Origin of the sequence: Dietzia sp. KRD202, from assembly GCF_017168155.1 — a bacterium.
Taxonomy (GTDB): domain Bacteria; phylum Actinomycetota; class Actinomycetes; order Mycobacteriales; family Mycobacteriaceae; genus Dietzia; species Dietzia kunjamensis.
The window spans coordinates 22,918-41,055 of the sequence record NZ_JABFAN010000011.1 but is presented as its reverse complement, the minus strand read 5'-3'; the positions used below and the strand labels follow the sequence as shown (position 1 = coordinate 41,055).

Below are 18,138 nucleotides of genomic sequence, written 5' to 3'. Positions count from 1 at the left end.
TCCCCGACCGGCGCGCAGGGGCAGGGCGCCTCCGGCCCGGGGGCGCCGGTCGGGGACGAACCCATCGTGCTCAACGTGCCGGGCCTGGCCCCCATCACCATCTCGCCGCCGCGGTGACCCCGCCCGGCGTCGGTAGTCTGGACTGATGTCACGCCCTTCACGCAAGACCCGGGTTTCGACGACCTCCCCCGCCCGCGCGGCGGCCGTCCTCGCCGGGGCGGTCGTGGCGGGAACCGTGTACGCCACGGGCTGGGAGCGCAACGCCTTCACGCTGCGCCGCCACTCCCTGCCGCTGCTCGCGCCCGGCTCGCGGCCCCTGACGATCCTCCACGTCTCGGACCTGCACATGATGCCCGGCCAGAAGCGTAAGCAGCAGTTCGTCAACTCGCTGGCGGAGTTGGAGCCCGACCTGGTCGTCAACACCGGCGACAACCTCTCCGACGCCCGGGCCGTGCCCTCCGTGGTCCAGGCCCTCGGGCCACTGCTCGACCGGCCCGGGGCGTTCGTGTTCGGCTCCAACGACTACTACGCCCCGGTCCCCAAGAGCCCGCTGCCGTACATCGGGATAGGCCGCCAGAAACACTCGGCCGTCCCGTTGCCGTGGCGGGATCTCAGGGCCGCCTTCACCGAGCGGGGCTGGGTCGACGCCACCCACCAGCGCGCCGAGATCGCGGTCGACGGCCGTAGCGTGCTCGTCGCCGGTGTCGACGACCCCCACATCGGACGGGACCACTACAACGAGATCGCCGGACCCGCCGGGCCCGCCTTCGACCTGCGGATCGGGTTGCTGCACTCCCCGGAGCCACGCGTGCTGGACCGGTTCGACGCCGACGGGTACGACCTCGCGCTCGCGGGGCACACCCACGGTGGTCAACTCTGCCTCCCCACCGGCGCGATCGTCACCAACTGCGGCATCGACCGCTCGCGGGCCCAGGGTCTGTCCGCGTGGGGCCGGAACCTGGTGTTGCACGTCTCCGCCGGCCTGGGCACCTCCCCGTACGTGCCGGTTCGGACGTTCTGCCGCCCGGAGGCGACCCTGCTGGAACTGGTCGCCGCCCCCGGTGGTGGCGGCGAGGGATCCGAGATCCCGGTGACCCCGCAACGGGTGAAGGTGCCCCTGCCGGCCTGACCCGGTTTCGCGATTCCGGCGGCGGGGCGCTAGAGTATCCCTCGTTGTCGACCGGGGTGTGGCGCAGCTTGGTAGCGCGCTTCGTTCGGGACGAAGAGGCCGTGGGTTCAAATCCCGCCACCCCGACAATGCGAGGGCCCGGATCACGTCGGTGATCCGGGCCCTCGGTCTTTTCGTGCCCTCGGCCAGTTCGTGCCGTGCCCTCGGGTTCCCCCTGCCGTGGTGCCGTCGACGTGGGGCCGCTCTTCCGGTGCACAGCGGCGCGGACTCTCCGTAGAGTCGTGTCATGACCTCCGAGACCGACGTCCAGAACGCCGCCGCCGCAGGGGACAGTGCACCCGGGACCGGCCCGGCCGTGCACCCGAACTACGGCCGCATCACCACCACCGGGGCGGGGGACGCGGTCCTCGCGGCCTCGCTGCAGAAGGTCCTCGACGGGACCTGGGCCGATGCCCGCGAGTTCACGCGCGAGGCCATGACCCCGGACATGCTCAACCCGATCGGGCTGGGCATGGAGGAGCATCGCGACCATGTACTGGCGCAGCTCCAGCGCCTGGCCGACTCCGGGATGCCCAAGCTGGGGTTCCGCGAGGAGGACGGTGGGACCGGTGACACCGGCGGGGCGTTGACGTCCTTCGAGATGCTCGGCCACCTCGACCTGTCCCTCATGGTCAAGGCCGGCGTCCAGTGGGGCCTGTTCGGCGGCGCGATCGCCAACCTCGGCGACTCCGAGACCCGTAAGAAGTACCTGCCGGACGTCATGTCCCTGGACCTGCTCGGCTGCTTCGCCATGACCGAGGTCGGCGGCGGCTCGGACGTGCAGAACCTGGAGACGACGGCGACGTTCGATCGTGAGACCGGCGAGTTCGTCGTCAACACCCCCACGCCCAGCGCGGAGAAGGCCTACATCGGCAACGCCGCCCGCGACGGCCGGATGGCCGCCGTGTTCGCCCAGCTGATCACGACCGCGGACGACGGCGGGGAACTCCGCCACGGTGTCCACTGCCTGCTCGTGCCGATCCGCGACGAGGCCGGTAACGACCTGCCGGGGGTGCGCACCTCCGACCACGGCCCCAAGGGCGGCCTCGCGGGCGTGGACAACGGCAAGATCTGGTTCGACGACGTGCGGGTCCCGCGGGAGGCGCTGCTCGACCGCTTCGGCGCCGTCGACGCCGACGGGGAGTACTCCTCCCCCATCGATTCGGTGGGCGCCCGATTCTTCACCATGCTCGGCACGCTCATCCGCGGTCGGGTGTCGGTGGGAGCGGCGGCGGGCGCGTCCGCGCGCACCGCGCTGGCGCTGGCCGTGCGGTACTCGCTGGTCCGCCGGCAGTTCGACCACCCGGAGACCGGCAAGGGCATCCCGCTGCTGGAGTACCGCGAGCACCAGCGTCGGCTCATGCCACGGGTCGCCCGCGCGTACGCGTTCGCGTGCGCCCAGAACGCCATCATCCTCGAACTGGACGAGTTCGAGAAGAACCCGGAGGCCTTCGACGAGGTCCGTCGCCGCGAGATGGAGACCCACGCCGCGGGCATCAAGGCCTCGGTCACCGCGTTCGCCAACGACACGATCATCGAGGCCCGCCTGGCCTGCGGCGGCGCCGGCTACATGGCGGAGAACCTGCTCACAGAGATGCGCAAGGACTGCGACGTCTTCTCGACCTTCGAGGGCGACAACGTGGTGCTCACCCAGTTGGTGGGCAAGGAGCTCCTGAGCTCCTACGCCGCGGACTTCGGCGACATGGACCAGCGCGAGACCGTCGCGTTCGCGCTGAGCACGGCCGTCGACGTGGTGCAGGAGAAGGCCCGCGCCTCCACCCTGTGGCAGAAGCTCGTCGACGCCGTGACGGACCGCGAGCACACCGACCTGCTCGATCGCGGCAACCAGCTCCAGCTCCTCGTCGACCGCGAGGAGCACCTGCTGGAGACGGTCGCGCGACGGCTGCGCAAGGCGCAGGGCCAGGACGGCTCGGCGGCGTTCAAGGTCTTCAACTCGGCGCAGGATCATCTCCTGCAGGCCGGTCGCGCCCACATGGACAGCTGGGTGTTCGCCCGCTTCGCCGAGGCCGTGGAGGCCTGCGAGGACCCGGAGGCCAGGGAGGTCCTCGGGATGTTGTGCGACCTGTACGTGCTCGACATCGTGGACGGCGACAAGGGCTGGTTCCTCGAGCACAACCGTCTGACGACCGAGCGGACGAAGGCGGCCACCGCGGCCCGCAACCGTCTCTGCACCAAGTTGGCCGGCCGGGCGCGCACGCTGGTCGACGCCTTCGCGATCCCCGAGTTCGTCTTCAGCGTCCCCATGCTCACCGACGGCGGCGTGGACGCGATCACCGACGAGCCCTCCGACGAACACGAGGTCGTCGGCCTGGCCGACTGACCTCGCGCGACCCCTTCATCCCGAAGAGCGTTCCGCACACGTTTCCCGAGAGGGAGGCGTGCGGAACGCTCTTCTCGTCGGCGCGGGAGCGGGTCCGCCTCGGCGCGACGTCTACCGGCGGGCGCGGGGCCGCCCGGCGACGATCACCGCCAGAAGCGAGAACACCGCGACCGCCAGCAGGACCGCCGCGCCGGTCCAGGCGACGGAGGCGGGCCCGGACAGGAGCACGGCGTCGAGCGCCGCGGTGGCCTGCCCGGTCGTGGTCGCCGAGGTGACGGTGACGATCGCCGAGGGCGCACCGCCGGCGACCCACACCCACCACGCCGCGCCGGCCGACGCGGCGGCGAGGATCACCGCCGTGATCCGACCGGGCCACGGGCCGAGCACCGCGACGAGGGCGCGCCACAGGGCGGAGGAGGCGACGACGACGAGGGCGACGAGAGCCACGGCGGCAGTAGCCCCGCCCGCGGTGGGGCCGTCGGCGGTGGCCAGCGCCCACGCGGACAGGCTCGCGGTGAGCAGGGTCAGCGCGAGAACCGACTCGGCGATCGACGAGCCGGGCCGGCGGACGAGCTGGACGAGCAGTGCTCCGAGCATCGCTGCGGCGGCGACGCCGAGGATCCCGGCGGAGGTGCGGCGCTCGGAGTCGTCGGCGGCCGCGGCGGCCTCCAGCCCGGCGTCGCCCTGCTCGACGGCCAGGGCCCGCCCGGTCTTGCCGATGGACTCCTGGGTGCGGCCGGCGGAGTCGGCGACGCTGGCCGCACCGTCGCGGAGCGTGTCGGCTCCCGTGGCGAGCTCGCCCGCGCCGCCGGCGAGTTCGCGGGCGCCACGGGTGGCGGAGTAGACGCCGTCGCGCAGCTCGGCGCCCGGGGCGGAGAGTTGGCGGGCGAGTTCCGCCGCGCCGGAGTCGAGCTGGTCGAGGTTGCTCAGCGTGTTCTGGTCGAGGCCCTGGGTGGCCAGCTGGTCGCGGAGCCCGGTCAGGGCGTTGCGCGCCTGGACGACCTCCGGGGCGTCGCCCTGCAGCCGCGACAGGGCGTCCTCGATCGCGGTGGAGACCTGCCCCTGGATCACGGCGACCCCGCGGACCGCACCCACGACCTGACGGACGCCGCCCGCGACCTCCTCGGCCCCGGATCCGGCCTGCCCCATCCCCGCCTGCAACTGCTCCATGCCCGTGGCCAGCTCCGCGGAGCCGTCGCGCAGCTGCCCGGCGCCGTCGGCGAGTTCGGTCGTCCCGGAGCGCAACTGCTCCGCTCCGGCGACCGTGAACGACGAGTTGGCCGACGCCTCCGCCAGCGCCGAACGCAGGGGCCCGCCGGCGCCGGGGGCGGCGTCCTCCTGCTGGGGGGTCGGCCCGACCACCGCCCACAGTGCGGCCAGGACGAGGGGCAGGACGATCAGCGCCAGGCCCAGCAGCCGCCGCGCGGGTCCCCCGCGGGCGGCGCCGACCTCGTGGCCCGGGGCGTCCGGCGCGTCCGGGGGGTCTGATCGAGGGGAGGTGCCGGGGTCGGTGACGGGCAGGATGTCGGTGTGCGGCGAGGTCTCAGAGGGGGCGTCCGAGGAGGTCATGGCCGGATCGTAGCCCCCTGGAACCGGTGTTCCCGCAGGTCACTCGGCATGCCCCCGCATCGGTGTCCGTGGCTGTTGATAAACTTCCGTGGAAACCTTCGCACCCCTCGTTACCCGCTGCCGCGCAGGAAGGAGCCATGAGCCCCGTCCTCGCGATCGCTGCTGCAGGTCTGGCCACCCTGCTCGCGTGGCCGCTCACACGGTGGTTGGGCCGGGGCGCGGGATGGCCGCTCGCGGCGCTCTACCTACTGGGGGCGTTCGCGCTGCTGGGGCCGCTCTCGCTGGCCCTGTCGGGGAGGCCCACCGAGGTCGTACGCATCCCCTGGGTGCCCGCCCGCGACTGGACCCTGGACCTGTTCGCGGACCCCACGGGCCTGCTCTTCGCGATGCTCGCGTTGGTGATCGGCGCGATCGTGTTGATCTATTCGTCGTCGTATCTCTCCGGCGGCGGTGACCACGGGCACGGGCGTCGGCACGCCCGCGGGCGGCGCCCACAGCACTACGGCTTCTACCAGCTCATGACCCTGTTCACGGTCTCCATGCTGGGGCTCGTCCTCACGGACTCGATGGTGCTGCTCTACGTGTGCTGGGAGCTCACGTCCCTGGCGTCGTTCGCGTTGATCGCCAACTCGGGCCGCCCTGCCTACGCCGCCGCGCTGCGCACCCTCACGGTGACCGTCGTCGGTGGCCTCGTGCTGCTGGGCGCGCTCGTGGCCATGTGGTTGCGCACCGACACCACCTCCATCTCGGAGGCCCTCGCGCACGACGTGTGGTCCACCGACCCCGGCTTCACCGCAGCGATCGCGGTCGCCGTGGCGGTGGCCGCGTTCACCAAGTCCGCCCAGTTCCCGTTCCACTTCTGGCTGCCGGACGCGATGGCGGCGGCGACCCCGGTGAGCGCGTACCTGCACGCCGCGGCCGTGGTCAAGGCCGGGATCTTCCTGTTCATGCGGTTCTCCCCGGCCTTCCACGACGTGCCGGTGTGGAACGCACTGCTCGTGTCCGTGGGCATGGGAACCGCCGTGATGGCGGCCGTGTTCGCCCTGCAGAAGACCGACCTCAAGCAGCTCATGGCCTATTCCACCGTGAGCCAGCTGGGGTGGATCACCGCGGCGATCGGCGTGGGGACGCAGGAGGCGCTCGCCGCCGCCGCACTGCACACCGTCGCCCACGCCCTGTTCAAGTCCGGGCTGTTCATGCTGGTCGGCGTGGTCGACCACGAGGCGGGGGCCCGCGACATCCGCGACCTCGGCCCGCTGTGGCGCCGCATGCCGTGGACGTTCGGCGCCACCGTGCTCGGCGCGGGCGCCATGGCCGCCGTGCCGCCCACCCTGGGCTTCGTGTCCAAGGAGTCCATGCTCATCGCGTTCGGCGACGTCGCCGGCGGGAACACGGTGGCGGTGACCGCCCTGCTGACCGCCGCCGTGATCGGGGCGATCCTCACCTTCCTCTACTGCGCCCGGATCGTGCTGGGCGGCTTCCTCGGCGTCTACCGCGACCCGGCCCGGACGGCGGCCGACCCGGACGAGGTCCACGAGGCACCGGTCCGGCTCTGGCTGCCCGCGGCCCTGCCCGCCGCGATCGGGTTGCCGCTGGCGCTCGTGGTCTGGGTCTTCGACGTGCCGATGTCCGCGGTCGCCGAGGCCGCGGCCGGTTCGTTCGGCTGGCCCCCGAACGAACCGGGCACCGCCGTCGTCTATGGCACCGCTCCCGCCGGGACGATCGACGACCTGACCTACGAGGCCCACTTCGTCCTGTGGCACGGGCTGACCCTGGAGGTCGGGCTCACCGCCCTGATCCTCGTCGTCGGTGCCCTGCTGGCCTGGAAGCGCACGCCGATCGACCGCGCACTCGACCGGGAGCTGCTCCCCTTCACGGGCGCCTCCGTCCTCGAGGGCCTGACGTCGGCGGCGACGCGCGCCGGCCGCGCGCTGGTCCGTCCCACCGCGTCGGACTCCCCCGCCCGGCACGCCGGCGCCCTGCTGGCGGTACTGAGCGTCTACGCGGTCGGGATCGGCGGATGGGCCCTGGCGACGGGCAGTTCGATCCCCCCGCGCGTCGGCGGGCTCGAGAGCGCGATCGACGTCGTGTTGCTCCTCGTGGTCGCGGTGGGCGTGCTGGGACTGTGCGTCACGCGCTCGCGCCTGTCGGCCGCGGTGCTGCTGTCGGCCGTCGGGATCGCCGTGACCATCCAGATCTTCGGCCTCGGCGCGCCCGACGTCGGACTGACCCAGCTGCTGGTCGAGGCGCTCACGATCATCATGTTCGTGCTCGTCCTGAGGCGGTTGCCCCGCGACTTCATCACCGCCTCCCGCCCGAGGAACACCGCCGCCATCGTGCTGGCCGTCCTCACCGGCATCACAACCACCATCGGTGTGCTGGTCTTCACCGGGCGCCGGGAACGCTCCCCGATCGGCGTGTACCTGCTGGAGAACGGCCCCGAGATCACCGGCGGGAGCAACATCGTCAACACGATCCTCGTGGAGTTCCGCGCTCTCGACACCTTCGGCGAGGTGGCCGTGCTCGGCGTGGCCGGCATCGCGATCCTCGGCGTCCTCGGCTCGGTCCGGGCCACCGCCCAGACCATGGATCCCGAGTCCGTCCGCGAGACCCTGCCCGGTTCCGCGAAGAGCACCGGCACGGCCGCGGAGGCGTTGGAGGACGCCGCCCGCAACACCGTGCCGTTGAAGCTGCTCGCACGGGGCGTGACGCCGGTCCTCGCCGTGGTCTCCGTGATGCTGCTGTGGCGTGGCCACAACGAGCCCGGCGGCGGTTTCATCGCCGCCCTGGTCGCGGCGTGCGCATTCGCGCTGGTCTACCTGGCCCGCGAGTCGGATCGCCCCGTGAGCCGACCCTCCACCCCGGTCGCGCTCATCGGCGGGGGGCTGGTGGTCGCCGGACTCACCGGGATCGGCGGCTACGCGCTCGGGCAGTTCCTCCAGCCCGCCAACGGGTACTTCCTGGGCCAGCGCCTCTCCAGTGCCCTCATCTTCGACCTCGGGGTCTACGCCGGCGTCCTCGGACTGGTCATGACCGCGTTCAACACGCTCGGCGCGGGCCGCGCCCCCGCAGAGGTCGTCTCCGGCCCCGACGCGCCGGACACCGGCCGCCGGAAGTCAGGCCCGCGGAAAACCAGTGGTGGGGCCGGTACCGGCGTAACCGGGGGCACCCCGGGGACTCGTCGCGGAACCGACGAGGAGGTCGCCCGGTGACCATCGCGATCATGATCGGCGTCCTCACCGCGGGCGGCGTCTACCTGATGATGCAGCGCGGCATGGTCCGTGTCGTGTTCGGTCTCGCGCTCATCAGCCACGCGGTCAATCTCACGTTGCTCAGCGCTGGCGTGGCGGCCTGGCGGGCCGAGCCACTCGCCGACGTCAACGCAGTCGACGTGTCCGCCGACCCGCTCCCCCAGGCGTTCGTCCTCACCGCGATCGTCATCACGCTCGCGGTGACCGTGTTCATGCTCTCGCTCGCGGTGGTGAGCCGCGACGACGACACCCACAACGTCCCGCCCACCGGTGAGGAGTACGCGTCGTGACCGCCCTGCTCCTGCCCCTGCTGGCAGCCATTCCCGTGATGGCCGCCGCCGTCACGGCGATCCTGCCGTCCCGGCAGGCCGGCCGTCTCGTGGCGCTGGCGGTCCCGGCGGCCACGGCGGTCGCCGGGCTCGTGCTCCTCGTACTGCACCGGTCCGAACCGGTGATCGCCGCCTCGGTGGGCGGCTTCGTGCCGGGCGTCGCGATCCCCTTCGTCTCCGACTCGTTCGCCGCGCTCATGCTGGTCACCACCGGTGTGGTGGCGTTGATGTCCCTGGTGTTCTGTGACCAGACCGGGGAGTTCGGCCGGAGCCGCTACTTCGCCCCGCTGGCCCTGCTGCTGCTCGCCGGCGCCAACGGCGCCCTGCTCACCGGCGACCTGTTCAACCTCTTCGTCTTCGTCGAGGTCATGCTGCTGCCCTCGTACGCGCTCATCGCCATGACGGGCACGTGGCGCCGCCTCGGCGTGGGCCGGTTGTTCGTCGTGATCAACCTCCTCACCTCCACGCTGCTGCTCGCGGGCGTCGGCTTCGTGTACGGCACCGCCGGAAGCGTCAACCTCGCCGTGCTCGCGGGAGCGGCACAGGAGGACGGCCGGGTCGCCGCCGCCCTGGGTGTGGTGCTCATGGCCCTGTGCATCAAGGCCGGCGCCGTACCCGTCCACGGGTGGCTGCCCCGCGCCTACCCCGGCACCTCCGCCGGGGTCATGGCGCTGTTCTCCGCGCTGCACACCAAGGTGGCTCTCTACGCGGTCATCCGGATCTGGGCCACCGCCTTCGACCTCGATCCGGCATGGGGCCGCGTCCTGTTGGTCGTGGCGCTGGTGACCGCGCTGTGGGGTGCCGTCGCCTCGGCGTCCCCCGTCGGCGCCCGCGAGATCCTCGCCTGGCAGATGGTCTCCGGGGTCGGCGTCATCCTCGCCGCGCTGGCGGTCGCGCAGGCCCCCGGCGGTGCGATCGTCTACATGATCCACCACATGGTCACCATCGGGGCGCTCGTGATGCTGATCGGTGCCGCCGAGCACGTCTACCGCAGCGGACAGCTGGCTGGGCTGTCGGGCCTCTGGTACCGCGAACGTCCGCTAGGGGTGCTGCTGGTGCTCGCCATCGCGGCCCTCGTCGGACTGCCGCCCACCTCGGGGCTGACCGGCAAACTCGAGGTCGTGACCGCCGCCCTGGGGACGGGTGGCGCATGGGGAGTCGCCACCGTCGTCGTCGTCCTGGTCTCCTCCCTCATCGGGCTCGTGGCCATGCTCCGGTTGTGGCGCGGCATCATGTGGGGCGGACCCGCGCCCCGTCCCGGCGATGACGACGGTGACAGCGACGAGCGCCAGCAGTGGGTTGACGAGCACGGCGACGACGATGACGACGACGACAACGACGTTCGCCCGTCTCCGCGCGTGCCGGCGCGCCTGCTCGTGCCCGGGGGCGTACTCGCGGCCCTGTCGGTGGCCATCTTCCTGGGGTACGGGGCGATCGCCCCGGAGGTGGACCGGGCGGTGGCCGGCCTCGTCGACACCGACGCGTACGTCTCGGCCGTGCTCGACGGCCCCGATGCGATGACCGACTCGACGATCGGGGGACGCTCGTGATCCGCCGGGTACTCCGCGCCCCGGTCGTCCTGGGATGGTTGCTGTGGAACGTCGTGCTGTCGTCGGTGGCCCTGGCCAAGGAGGCCGTCACACCCGGTCCGATCGGCACCCCGGTGCTGGTGCGCTATCCCATGCGCTGCCGCACCGACGTGGAGATCACGGCCCTGGCCTGGGCGATCACCGTCACGCCGGGGACACTGGTGACGGTCATCGGTGACGACGAGATGTGGGTCCACGTCGTGCTCGGCGGGCCCCGTCAGGAGATGATCGAGTTGCTCGGTCGGACCGAGGACCGGGTGCTGTCCGTTCTGCGAGGTGAAGACGAATGAGCCCGCTGCTGACGGTGCTGCTGGCCGTGTCGACCGTGATCGTCGTCGCGAGCATGGTGGTGGCGGCGGTCCGCGCGGTACGCGGACCGGGCGATGCCAACCGTGCCGTCATGGCTGATCTGAGTTACTTCTGCGCGGTGGCACTGTTCGTGCTGTTCGTGATCCGTCAGGGATCTGCGGTGGCACTGGACGTGGTGATGCTCGGATCGCTCATCGGTGTGCTCTCGACCGTCGCCCTCGCGCGGTTGCTCTCCCGAGGACAGCGGTGACGGGGATGGAGGGCTCGATGATCGCGGACCTGGTGATCGGTGTACTGGCGCTGCTCGGGTCGCTGTGCTTCCTGGTGGCCGCTGTGACCATGTCCCGGGCCGGCGACGCGCTGACCCGGATCAACATCCTGTCCGTGGCGACCGGCCTGGGGATGATGCTGTTCATCTTCTCGGCCTACGGGCACGAGCTGAGATCCGGGTACTCCTGGGCGCAGCTGCTCATGGCGTTGGTGGCCCTGGGAGCGACGGTGGTGGTGACGACGGTCGCCTCCATGACGCTCGCCCGCGCCGCCTACCGGGCAGACGGCAGACTCGACCCGTTGACCGCGTATGACGACATCGCCGAGGAGACCGGGACATGACCGGGCCGGGTGACGCGCGCGACGGCCGGGACCAGACCCTGCGTGATCCGGCCGACGCCGCCCGACGGATCGATTCCCTGATCGACAGCGGTGACCTGCGCACGGCCTCCGACATGGTCGAGGAGATGCCGCCCTGGCTGATCGTCGACGTCCTCGAGCGCAGCGGCGCCAAGGACCGGGCCGTGCTGTTCCGGTTGCTGTCCAAGGGCACCGCGCTGGTGGTCTTCGAGGCCCTCGACCCGCCGCTGCAGTCCGAGCTGATCCGCGCGCTGCACACGGACCGCGTCAGCCAGATCTTCACCGACCTCGACCCCGACGACCGGGCCGGGCTGATCGACGAACTCCCGGCGCGCGTGGCCACCCGGCTCATGCGGGAACTCGACCACGACGAGCAGGCCCTCACCGCAGCGGTGCTCGACTACCCGGTCGGCTCGGTCGGTCGGCGGATGAGCCCGGAGTTCATCTCCACCCACCCCGACGTCACCGCCGGCGAGACCCTCGACCGTGTGCGCCAGCGGATCGACGAGGCCGAGACGATCTACGGCATCCCGGTGACCGACGACCAGCGTCGCCTGGTGGGGATCGTGGGCCTGCGCGCGATCATGCGCGCCGAGCCGGGGACACCGGTCCGCGACCTGATGAACGACGCGATCACCGCGCGGGCACGCGAATCCGCCGAGACCGCCGCGCGAAGGTCAGCGGAGGAGCGCCTCATCGTGATGCCGGTCGTCGACGACGAGGGCCGGCTGGTCGGGATCCTCACGTTCGACGACGCCCTGCGGGTCCTCGAGGACGCCGAGACCGAGGACACCGCGCGCGCCGGTGGTGCGGAACCGCTGCGCGCGCCCTACCTCGCGACCCCGGTGCGATCGCTGGTGCGGTCGCGCGTGGTGTGGCTGCTGGTCCTCGCCCTCGGCGCCGCGCTCACCGTCCAGGTGCTCGAGGTGTTCGAGGGGACGATCGAGCAGGTGGTGGCACTGTCACTGTTCGTGCCGCTCATCATCGGCACCGGCGGCAACACCGGAAACCAGGCGGCCACCACGGTGACCCGCGCGCTCGCGCTGGGGGACGTGCGTCCCCGGGATGGGCTGCGCGTACTGGCCCAGGAGGTGCGGACGGGGTTCACGCTGGGTCTGGTCCTCGGCGGGGTCGGGGCGCTGGCCGCGGGACTGATCTACGGCACCGATCTGGGACTCGTGATCGGGTTGACGCTGCTGGTGTTGTGCACCGTCGCGGCGACCGTGGGCGGTCTGATGCCGCTCCTCGCGCAGGCCGTCCGCGCCGACCCGGCCGTCTTCTCCAACCCGTTCATCACGACGTTCGTCGACGCCACCGGGTTGATCGTCTACTTCCTCATCGCGCGGGCGGTCCTGGGCCTGTAGGCCGAACTCCCCGGTGTGCTGCGGTGCGCTGCGGTGCGACGCCGACCCGCGACACCGTAGGGCGACCGTGCCGACGGAGCGCGGGAACCGCCGCTGCCGGACACCACGTGGCGTTACGGTGACACATGTCACATCCGGTTCGTCCGGAGTCCCTCGCCCCGAAGGTGCCCATGGCCGACGACGCCGCCCGACCGCCTGCCGCTCCCCCCGCCCTCATGCCCGAGCTCGCCTGCTACGGGCTGGCCGGACACAGCGCCTCCCCGGCGGATCTCATCGCCGAAGCCGCGCGGGCCGAGGAGCTGGGCCTGGGGTCCATCCTGCTGTCCGAGAGGTTCGCGCTCAAGGACGCCGCGGTGATGGCGGGCGCGGCGGTGGCGGCGACCTCCCGGATCGGAGTGGGCACCGCCGCGACCAACCACAACACCCGCCACCCGCTGGTGACCGCGACCATGGCGACGACCCTGCACCGGATGTCCGGCGGGCGCTACGCCTTCGGACTGGGCCGGGGCATCTCCCTGCTCTTCGACATCATGGGCCTGCCGCACGTGACGTCGGCGCAGCTCGAGGACGCGATCGGTATCTACCGCACGCTGTGGGGCGGCGGGGCGGTGGTCGGTCACGACGGCCCGGCCGGCAGCTACCCGTACCTGATGCAGGACGCGTCGTTCGACGAGGACATCCCGGTGCTGATGATGGCGATGGGCGACAACCAGCTGCGGCTGGCCGGGCGGATCGCCGACGGCGTCGTGCTCCACACCTTCATGTCGGATGCGGCGGTGCAGCGCTGCGTCCGCCTGGTGCGGGAGTCCGCGGAGCAGGCCGGCCGCGACCCCGCGGGCGTGCGGATCTGGTCGGTGATGGCGACCATCGAGGACTCGCTCGACGAGACGGCCCGGTTGCGCAAGCTCGTCGGGCGATTGGCCACCTACCTCACCGGCTACGGCGATGTCCTGGTGCGGGTGAACGGGTGGGACCGGGCGGAGCTCGAGGCGTTCCGCGCGGACGAGCGACTGTCCTCCCATTCCGGCGCGCTCGACGCCACCGACGATCTCGACCTTCTGCGCCATGCCCGCGAGGTCCTGCCCGACGCGTGGCTCAACACGGCCGCCGTCGGCAGCGCCGCGCAGTGCGCCGACCGGATCGAGGGCCAGCTCGCGCTCGGCGCCGACTCGGTGGTCCTGCACGGTGCCACTCCCGACGAGCTCGCCCCGGTGCTCACCGAGTGGCGCGGGCGCCGGGACCCCGACCGCTTCGCCCACCTCGAGCCCAATCCCGGAAGGATCTCCCGTCATGACTAGTGTCGCGTCGAACCCGCAGGTGGTCTGTACGCCGGAGGAGGTCACCGCGCCGTGGCTGTCGCAGGCCCTGGGCACCGAGGTCCGGTCGGTGCGGACGGAGCTGGTCGGCACCGGTCAGATCGGATGCGGCCTGCTCGCCCACGTCGACGGCGACGGGCTCCCGCCGACGCTGTTCGTGAAACTGCCGAACCCCGACGAGGGCATGCGGCCGCTGTTGCACGGCGTGTACCGGACCGAGGTGCTGTTCTATCGTGACCTCGCGCCGACCGTGGCCGTGCGGGTCCCGCGGGTCCGGTTCGCGGAGCTCGGCGAGCGGGAGGGCGAGTTCACGCTCATCCTCGACGACGTCACCCCGCTCGTCCAGGGCGACCAGCTCGCCGGGCTGACGATCGACCAGGCCCGCGACTGCGCCGTCAACCTCGCGGGACTCCACGGACCGCGCTGGTGCGACCCCACGCTCCGGAGCATCGAGGGCCTCGCGGCGCCGACGGTCGAGGACAACGTCACTCTCCAGGAGCTCGGCGGGCCGGCGCTGGAGGCGTTCCTCTCCGAACTCGGGGGAAGACTCGACGACGACGAGCGCCGCATCATGGCGGAGATCGCCCCGCTGATCGCCCGGTGGGCCAACGGGCGGGCCGAGCGGTTCGCGCTCCTGCACGCCGACTACCGGGCCGACAACATGCTGGTGGACCCGGCCGGGAACCGTCCCTCGCTGGCCTGCGACTGGCAGACGCTCGCGGTGGGCCTGCCCGGGCGTGACCTGGGCGGATTCCTCGGTTCGAGCCTCACCGTGGACGACCGGCGGGCCGCCGAGCGCGACATCGTGGCGGACTACCACCGGGCCCTGCTGGGTCACGGTGTCACCGACTATTCCGCCGACGCCTGTTGGGACGACTACGTCTACGGCCTGCTGCAGACGCCGGTGCTGGGGATCTTCGGCTGGATGTACGGCACCCGGACGGATCGGGGTGACGAGATGTTCGCCCTGCTGATGCGGCGGGCGTGCCGCGCCATCGCGGATCACGACGCGCTGGCGGTGGCCCGGGCCGGTTGACCGACGACGACACAACGAAATCCGCTACCCCGCCCCCGGATTCGCTAGTCCAATCGGAGTAGCGGATCCGTAGGGGGAGTAGCGGATGTTGGCGTGCTACTGGCCGGCTACCGGGGTGTCACTCCTGCAGCGTGTGGTTGCCGCGGGGGCTCGCCTCGACGCCCGCCTTGACGGCCTCGCAGAGGCCCTGGTCGACGGCGGCCCAGTAGGCATAGACGCGGTCGAGCAGCTCGGTCTCCGACGGGTCGATCGCCGAGACGTGACCGGCGATGTTGGCCGCCAGCCGCTCGCGGGCGGCGTCGTCGAGGACCTCGCGGTACAGGATTGAGGCCTGGACCGAGTCGGTGTCCTCGGCGTGCGGGCTCACGTCGCCGCGGTGGATGTCCGAGCCCTTGGTGTCCCAGGCGCCGATGTCGAACGCCTTGGACGCGTCGGCGGTCGGACCACCCAGCGAGTTGGGGTGGTACTCGGCCTGCGCGGGGTGCGGGTACTCGTACTGCATGGCGCCCTCCTTGGAGTAGGAGTTCACCGGAGACAGCGGACGGTTGACCGGCACCTGCTGGTAGTTGGCGCCGATGCGGTAGCGCTGGATGTCCGGGTAGGCGAAGACGCGGCCGAGCAGCATCTTGTCGGGCGAGAAGCCGATGCCCTTGACGATGTTGGTCGGCGCGAACGCGGCCTGCTCGATCTGCGCGTGGTGGTTCTGCGGGTTGCGGTTCAGCGTCATGGTGCCGACCTTGCGCAGCGGGTAGTCCTTCTGCGACCACGTCTTGGTGAGGTCGAAGGGGTTGTACTTGTACCCGTCCGCCTCGTCGACCGGCATGACCTGGACGTGAAGGTCCCAGGACGGGAAGTCACCGTTCTTGATGGACTCGAACAGGTCCTGACGGTGGTAGTCGGCGTTCTCGCCGGCCAACTTGTCGGCCTCGGCCTGCGTGAGGAAGTCGATGCCCTGGTTGGTCTTGAAGTGGAACTTGACCCAGTGGCGGACGCCGGCGGCGTTGATGAACTGGTAGGTGTGCGAGCCGAACCCGTCCATGTGGCGCCAGGTCTTGGGGATGCCGCGGTCGCCCATGAGCCAGGTCACCTGGTGGGTGGACTCGGGGCTCAGGGTCCAGAAGTCCCACTGCATGGCGTGGTTGCGCAGGCCGGAGGCGTTCTTGCGGCGCTGCGAGTGGATGAAGTCCGGGAACTTCATCGCATCGCGGATGAAGAAGATCGGCGTGTTGTTGCCGACCATGTCGTAGTTGCCCTCTTCGGTGTAGAACTTCAGGGCGAAGCCACGCGGGTCGCGCCAGGTGTCCGGGCTGCCCTTCTCACCGGCGACGGTGGAGAAGCGGGCGAGCATTGGGGTCTTGACGCCCTTCTGGAACAGGCCGGCACAGGTGATGTCCGAGATGTCCTCGGTGGTCTCGAACTCGCCGAACGCGCCCGAGCCCTTGGCGTGGGGCAGGCGCTCCGGGACGTTCTCCCGGTTGAAGTGGGCGAGCTTCTCGATGAGGTGGAAGTCGTGGATCGGCTGCGGACCCTGCGGGCCGACCTGGGCGCTGAACTCGTCGTGCGGGACGGGCTGGCCACTGTCGGTGGTGGTGTGGGAGTTCGGCTGGAAGTCGCGCACGCCGCGGTCTGCGGGATGAATGGTCACGTCAGTTGCTCCTCGAGATGGGGTGTGGAGTAGAAGGTGCGGAGTAGTGGTGTGGTCCAGGCCTCAGTATCAGACACGCGAGGCCTGCCCTGCCCGGCATTCGGGGCAAGTTCCCCAGTAGTTGACCTCTGCTTCATCGATCTCGAAGCCGTGGTCCCGGTCGGCGGTGAGGCAGGGGGCGTGTCCGACCGCGCATTCGACGTCCTCGATGCGCCCACACTTCCGGCACACGAGGTGGTGGTGGTTGTCCCCCGTCCGACGCTCGTACAGCGCCGGGGAGCCGGCGGGTTCGATGCGGCGCATGAGGCCGACGTCGGTGCACACGCGCAGCGCGTCGTAGACGGTCTGCGTGGACACCGCGCCCAGCCGTTCCCTGACGAGAGTCGCGACGTCCTCCGCCGCGATGTGGGGACGACCGGCGACGACGGCGAGGACCGCCAGCCGCGGCGAGGTGACCCTCAACCCGGCGTCGCGGAGCGCTGCCCCCTGGTCCTCGGTTGCTGTCGTCATGGGCATCACCCTAGCCCACTTTCTGGAACAGGTCCAGAAAACGAGGGGCTCTGTTCTAGGAATCCCATCGGCCGACCCGGCACGCGTCCGGGGTCCGCGGAGCACGGGCGACCGTCAACGGGCTGCGACTAGGATGGACCCGGACCCCGGATCGCCGTCACCGCACCGCGGCGGCCCTGACCGCGTGCCCCCGAACCTGCAGGAGGAACCCATGTCGGAGACCACCACCGGACCGGTCGTGTGCGGGTACGACGGTTCGCGTGACGCCCGCAGAGCCGTGGCCTGGGCGGCCGCCTGGGCCCGCGACCACGGCACGTCACTCGAGGTGATCTCCGCCGACCGGGCGGTGGGCCGCGTCGTGGCGTTCGACGAGACCGCCCGCGCGAACGTCGAGGGCGCGATGCGCGACCAGCTCGCCGACCTCACCGCCGACGTGCCGACCACCCACCGGGTGATCGCGGACAGTCCCGTCAGCGCGCTGGTCGGGGTCGGCCGCGACGCCTCGGCGATCGTCGTGGGCAGCCGCGGCCTCACCGCGCGCGAGGACTTCGCGATGGGGTCGACCTCCGCCGGCGTCGTCGAGCACGCGACCTGCCCGGTCCTCGTCATCACCCCGCGGACGCCCGAGAGCCCCACCGGGGGCCCGGTCGTCCTGGCCGCCGACGGTTCGGCGGCGAGTGACCCCGCCGTGGCGTTCGCGTTCGCCGAGGCCGAGCGCCGGGGTGTCACCCTGCGCGCCGTGCACTCGGTGGAGGTGCCCAGATTGCCGGGCACGTCACTGTTCGACCTCGATCAGCTGGCCGAGAGCGTGCTCGCCGAGGACGAGAAGGACATCCTCGACTCCCTCGCCCCGCACGAGGCCCGCCACCCGGAGGTCAGCGTCGAGCTCATCCTCGTCGTCGGCGAGCCCGCCGTCACGGTCGCTGACGAGGCCACGGGGGCGTCACTGCTGGTCACCGGCTCGCGTGGCCACGGCGGATTCGCCGGATTGCTGCTCGGGTCGGTCAGCCGCCGCCTGCTCCAGACAGCGCCGTGCGCGGTCGCGGTCGTCCGCCCCGCCGACTGACCCCCGCCGCCTGAC

At 71.5% G+C, this 18,138-nt stretch carries 15 protein-coding genes and 1 tRNA gene; 13 read left to right on the top strand and 3 right to left on the bottom strand.

Translation table 11 applies throughout. The features are described from left to right. Positions 1–145: 145 nt before the first annotated feature. The 3 genes from J1M64_RS06905 to J1M64_RS06895 all read left to right on the top strand — a co-directional run bounded on the left by J1M64_RS06905 (position 146) and on the right by J1M64_RS06895 (position 3,509). Positions 146–1,129 carry a metallophosphoesterase gene (locus tag J1M64_RS06905; protein WP_206473688.1) on the top strand — a complete coding sequence of 328 codons (984 nt, stop codon included), beginning with the start codon at positions 146–148 and terminating at the stop codon, positions 1,127–1,129. A 52-nt stretch (positions 1,130–1,181) separates the two neighbouring features. Continuing rightward, a tRNA-Pro gene (locus tag J1M64_RS06900) sits at positions 1,182–1,255 on the top strand. A 160-nt stretch (positions 1,256–1,415) separates the two neighbouring features. Beyond that, a complete protein-coding gene (locus tag J1M64_RS06895; protein ID WP_067716244.1) occupies positions 1,416–3,509 on the top strand; it encodes an acyl-CoA dehydrogenase in 2,094 nt (697 codons plus the stop codon). A gap of 111 nt (positions 3,510–3,620) precedes the next feature. On the opposite strand, the gene J1M64_RS06890 is transcribed toward J1M64_RS06895, so the two are convergent. Continuing rightward, positions 3,621–5,078, bottom strand: a complete 1,458-nt coding sequence (locus J1M64_RS06890) for a hypothetical protein (protein ID WP_163375415.1) — start codon at positions 5,076–5,078, stop codon at positions 3,621–3,623. A gap of 137 nt (positions 5,079–5,215) precedes the next feature. Between J1M64_RS06890 and mbhE the strand changes: the two genes are divergently transcribed. The 9 genes from mbhE to J1M64_RS06845 all read left to right on the top strand — a co-directional run bounded on the left by mbhE (position 5,216) and on the right by J1M64_RS06845 (position 14,902). Next, entirely contained in the window at positions 5,216–8,290 is a 3,075-nt protein-coding gene (gene mbhE, locus J1M64_RS06885; RefSeq protein ID WP_206473686.1) for a hydrogen gas-evolving membrane-bound hydrogenase subunit E, read from the top strand. After that, positions 8,287–8,619 (top strand): sodium:proton antiporter, encoded by a 333-nt coding sequence (locus J1M64_RS06880; RefSeq protein WP_067716236.1) that lies wholly within the window; start codon positions 8,287–8,289, stop codon positions 8,617–8,619. Before mbhE ends, J1M64_RS06880 begins: the two co-directional genes overlap by 4 nt. Next, on the top strand, positions 8,616–10,208 hold the full coding sequence (locus J1M64_RS06875; RefSeq protein ID WP_206473684.1) for a proton-conducting transporter membrane subunit: 1,593 nt from the start codon (positions 8,616–8,618) through the stop codon (positions 10,206–10,208). Before J1M64_RS06880 ends, J1M64_RS06875 begins: the two co-directional genes overlap by 4 nt. Next, positions 10,205–10,537 carry a Na+/H+ antiporter subunit E gene (locus J1M64_RS06870; protein ID WP_069390351.1) on the top strand — a complete coding sequence of 111 codons (333 nt, stop codon included), beginning with the start codon at positions 10,205–10,207 and terminating at the stop codon, positions 10,535–10,537. The genes J1M64_RS06875 and J1M64_RS06870 overlap by 4 nt, the downstream gene beginning before the upstream one ends. Further along, positions 10,534–10,806: a monovalent cation/H+ antiporter complex subunit F gene (locus J1M64_RS06865; RefSeq protein ID WP_067716228.1), complete on the top strand. Its 273-nt coding sequence runs from the start codon at positions 10,534–10,536 to the stop codon at positions 10,804–10,806. Before J1M64_RS06870 ends, J1M64_RS06865 begins: the two co-directional genes overlap by 4 nt. A gap of 5 nt (positions 10,807–10,811) precedes the next feature. Then, positions 10,812–11,168, top strand: a complete 357-nt coding sequence (locus J1M64_RS06860; protein ID WP_119193382.1) for a monovalent cation/H(+) antiporter subunit G — start codon at positions 10,812–10,814, stop codon at positions 11,166–11,168. Further along, on the top strand, positions 11,165–12,550 hold the full coding sequence (gene mgtE, locus J1M64_RS06855) for a magnesium transporter (protein ID WP_119193381.1): 1,386 nt from the start codon (positions 11,165–11,167) through the stop codon (positions 12,548–12,550). The genes J1M64_RS06860 and mgtE overlap by 4 nt, the downstream gene beginning before the upstream one ends. 170 nt (positions 12,551–12,720) lie before the next feature. Beyond that, the gene (locus J1M64_RS06850; protein ID WP_206473682.1) at positions 12,721–13,848 is read left to right on the top strand and encodes a TIGR03857 family LLM class F420-dependent oxidoreductase; all 1,128 of its coding nucleotides are present in this window, start codon (positions 12,721–12,723) and stop codon (positions 13,846–13,848) included. After that, on the top strand, positions 13,841–14,902 hold the full coding sequence (locus J1M64_RS06845; protein WP_119193380.1) for a phosphotransferase family protein: 1,062 nt from the start codon (positions 13,841–13,843) through the stop codon (positions 14,900–14,902). The genes J1M64_RS06850 and J1M64_RS06845 overlap by 8 nt, the downstream gene beginning before the upstream one ends. A 118-nt stretch (positions 14,903–15,020) precedes the next feature. On the opposite strand, the gene J1M64_RS06840 is transcribed toward J1M64_RS06845, so the two are convergent. Next, complete coding sequence (locus tag J1M64_RS06840) at positions 15,021–16,547, bottom strand: catalase (RefSeq protein ID WP_082923904.1); 1,527 nt, start codon at positions 16,545–16,547, stop codon at positions 15,021–15,023. A 69-nt stretch (positions 16,548–16,616) separates the two neighbouring features. After that, a complete protein-coding gene (locus tag J1M64_RS06835; protein WP_069390346.1) occupies positions 16,617–17,057 on the bottom strand; it encodes a Fur family transcriptional regulator in 441 nt (146 codons plus the stop codon). A gap of 211 nt (positions 17,058–17,268) precedes the next feature. Between J1M64_RS06835 and J1M64_RS06830 the strand changes: the two genes are divergently transcribed. Next, positions 17,269–18,123: a universal stress protein gene (locus J1M64_RS06830; RefSeq protein ID WP_067716215.1), complete on the top strand. Its 855-nt coding sequence runs from the start codon at positions 17,269–17,271 to the stop codon at positions 18,121–18,123. Positions 18,124–18,138 lie beyond the last annotated feature (15 nt).

Excerpts from the sequence above, each read along its gene's own strand:
- mgtE (WP_119193381.1), top strand. The coding sequence starts at position 11,165 with ATGACCGGGCCGGGTGACGCGCGCGACGGCCGGGACCAGACCCTGCGT.
- J1M64_RS06860 (WP_119193382.1), top strand. The coding sequence starts at position 10,812 with ATGGAGGGCTCGATGATCGCGGACCTGGTGATCGGTGTACTGGCGCTG.
- J1M64_RS06845 (WP_119193380.1), top strand. The coding sequence starts at position 13,841 with ATGACTAGTGTCGCGTCGAACCCGCAGGTGGTCTGTACGCCGGAGGAG.
- mbhE (WP_206473686.1), top strand. The coding sequence starts at position 5,216 with ATGAGCCCCGTCCTCGCGATCGCTGCTGCAGGTCTGGCCACCCTGCTC.
- J1M64_RS06865 (WP_067716228.1), top strand. The coding sequence starts at position 10,534 with ATGAGCCCGCTGCTGACGGTGCTGCTGGCCGTGTCGACCGTGATCGTC.
- J1M64_RS06835 (WP_069390346.1), bottom strand. The coding sequence starts at position 17,057 with ATGACGACAGCAACCGAGGACCAGGGGGCAGCGCTCCGCGACGCCGGG.
- J1M64_RS06905 (WP_206473688.1), top strand. The coding sequence starts at position 146 with ATGTCACGCCCTTCACGCAAGACCCGGGTTTCGACGACCTCCCCCGCC.
- J1M64_RS06895 (WP_067716244.1), top strand. The coding sequence starts at position 1,416 with ATGACCTCCGAGACCGACGTCCAGAACGCCGCCGCCGCAGGGGACAGT.
- J1M64_RS06850 (WP_206473682.1), top strand. The coding sequence starts at position 12,721 with ATGGCCGACGACGCCGCCCGACCGCCTGCCGCTCCCCCCGCCCTCATG.
- J1M64_RS06890 (WP_163375415.1), bottom strand. The coding sequence starts at position 5,078 with ATGACCTCCTCGGACGCCCCCTCTGAGACCTCGCCGCACACCGACATC.
- J1M64_RS06830 (WP_067716215.1), top strand. The coding sequence starts at position 17,269 with ATGTCGGAGACCACCACCGGACCGGTCGTGTGCGGGTACGACGGTTCG.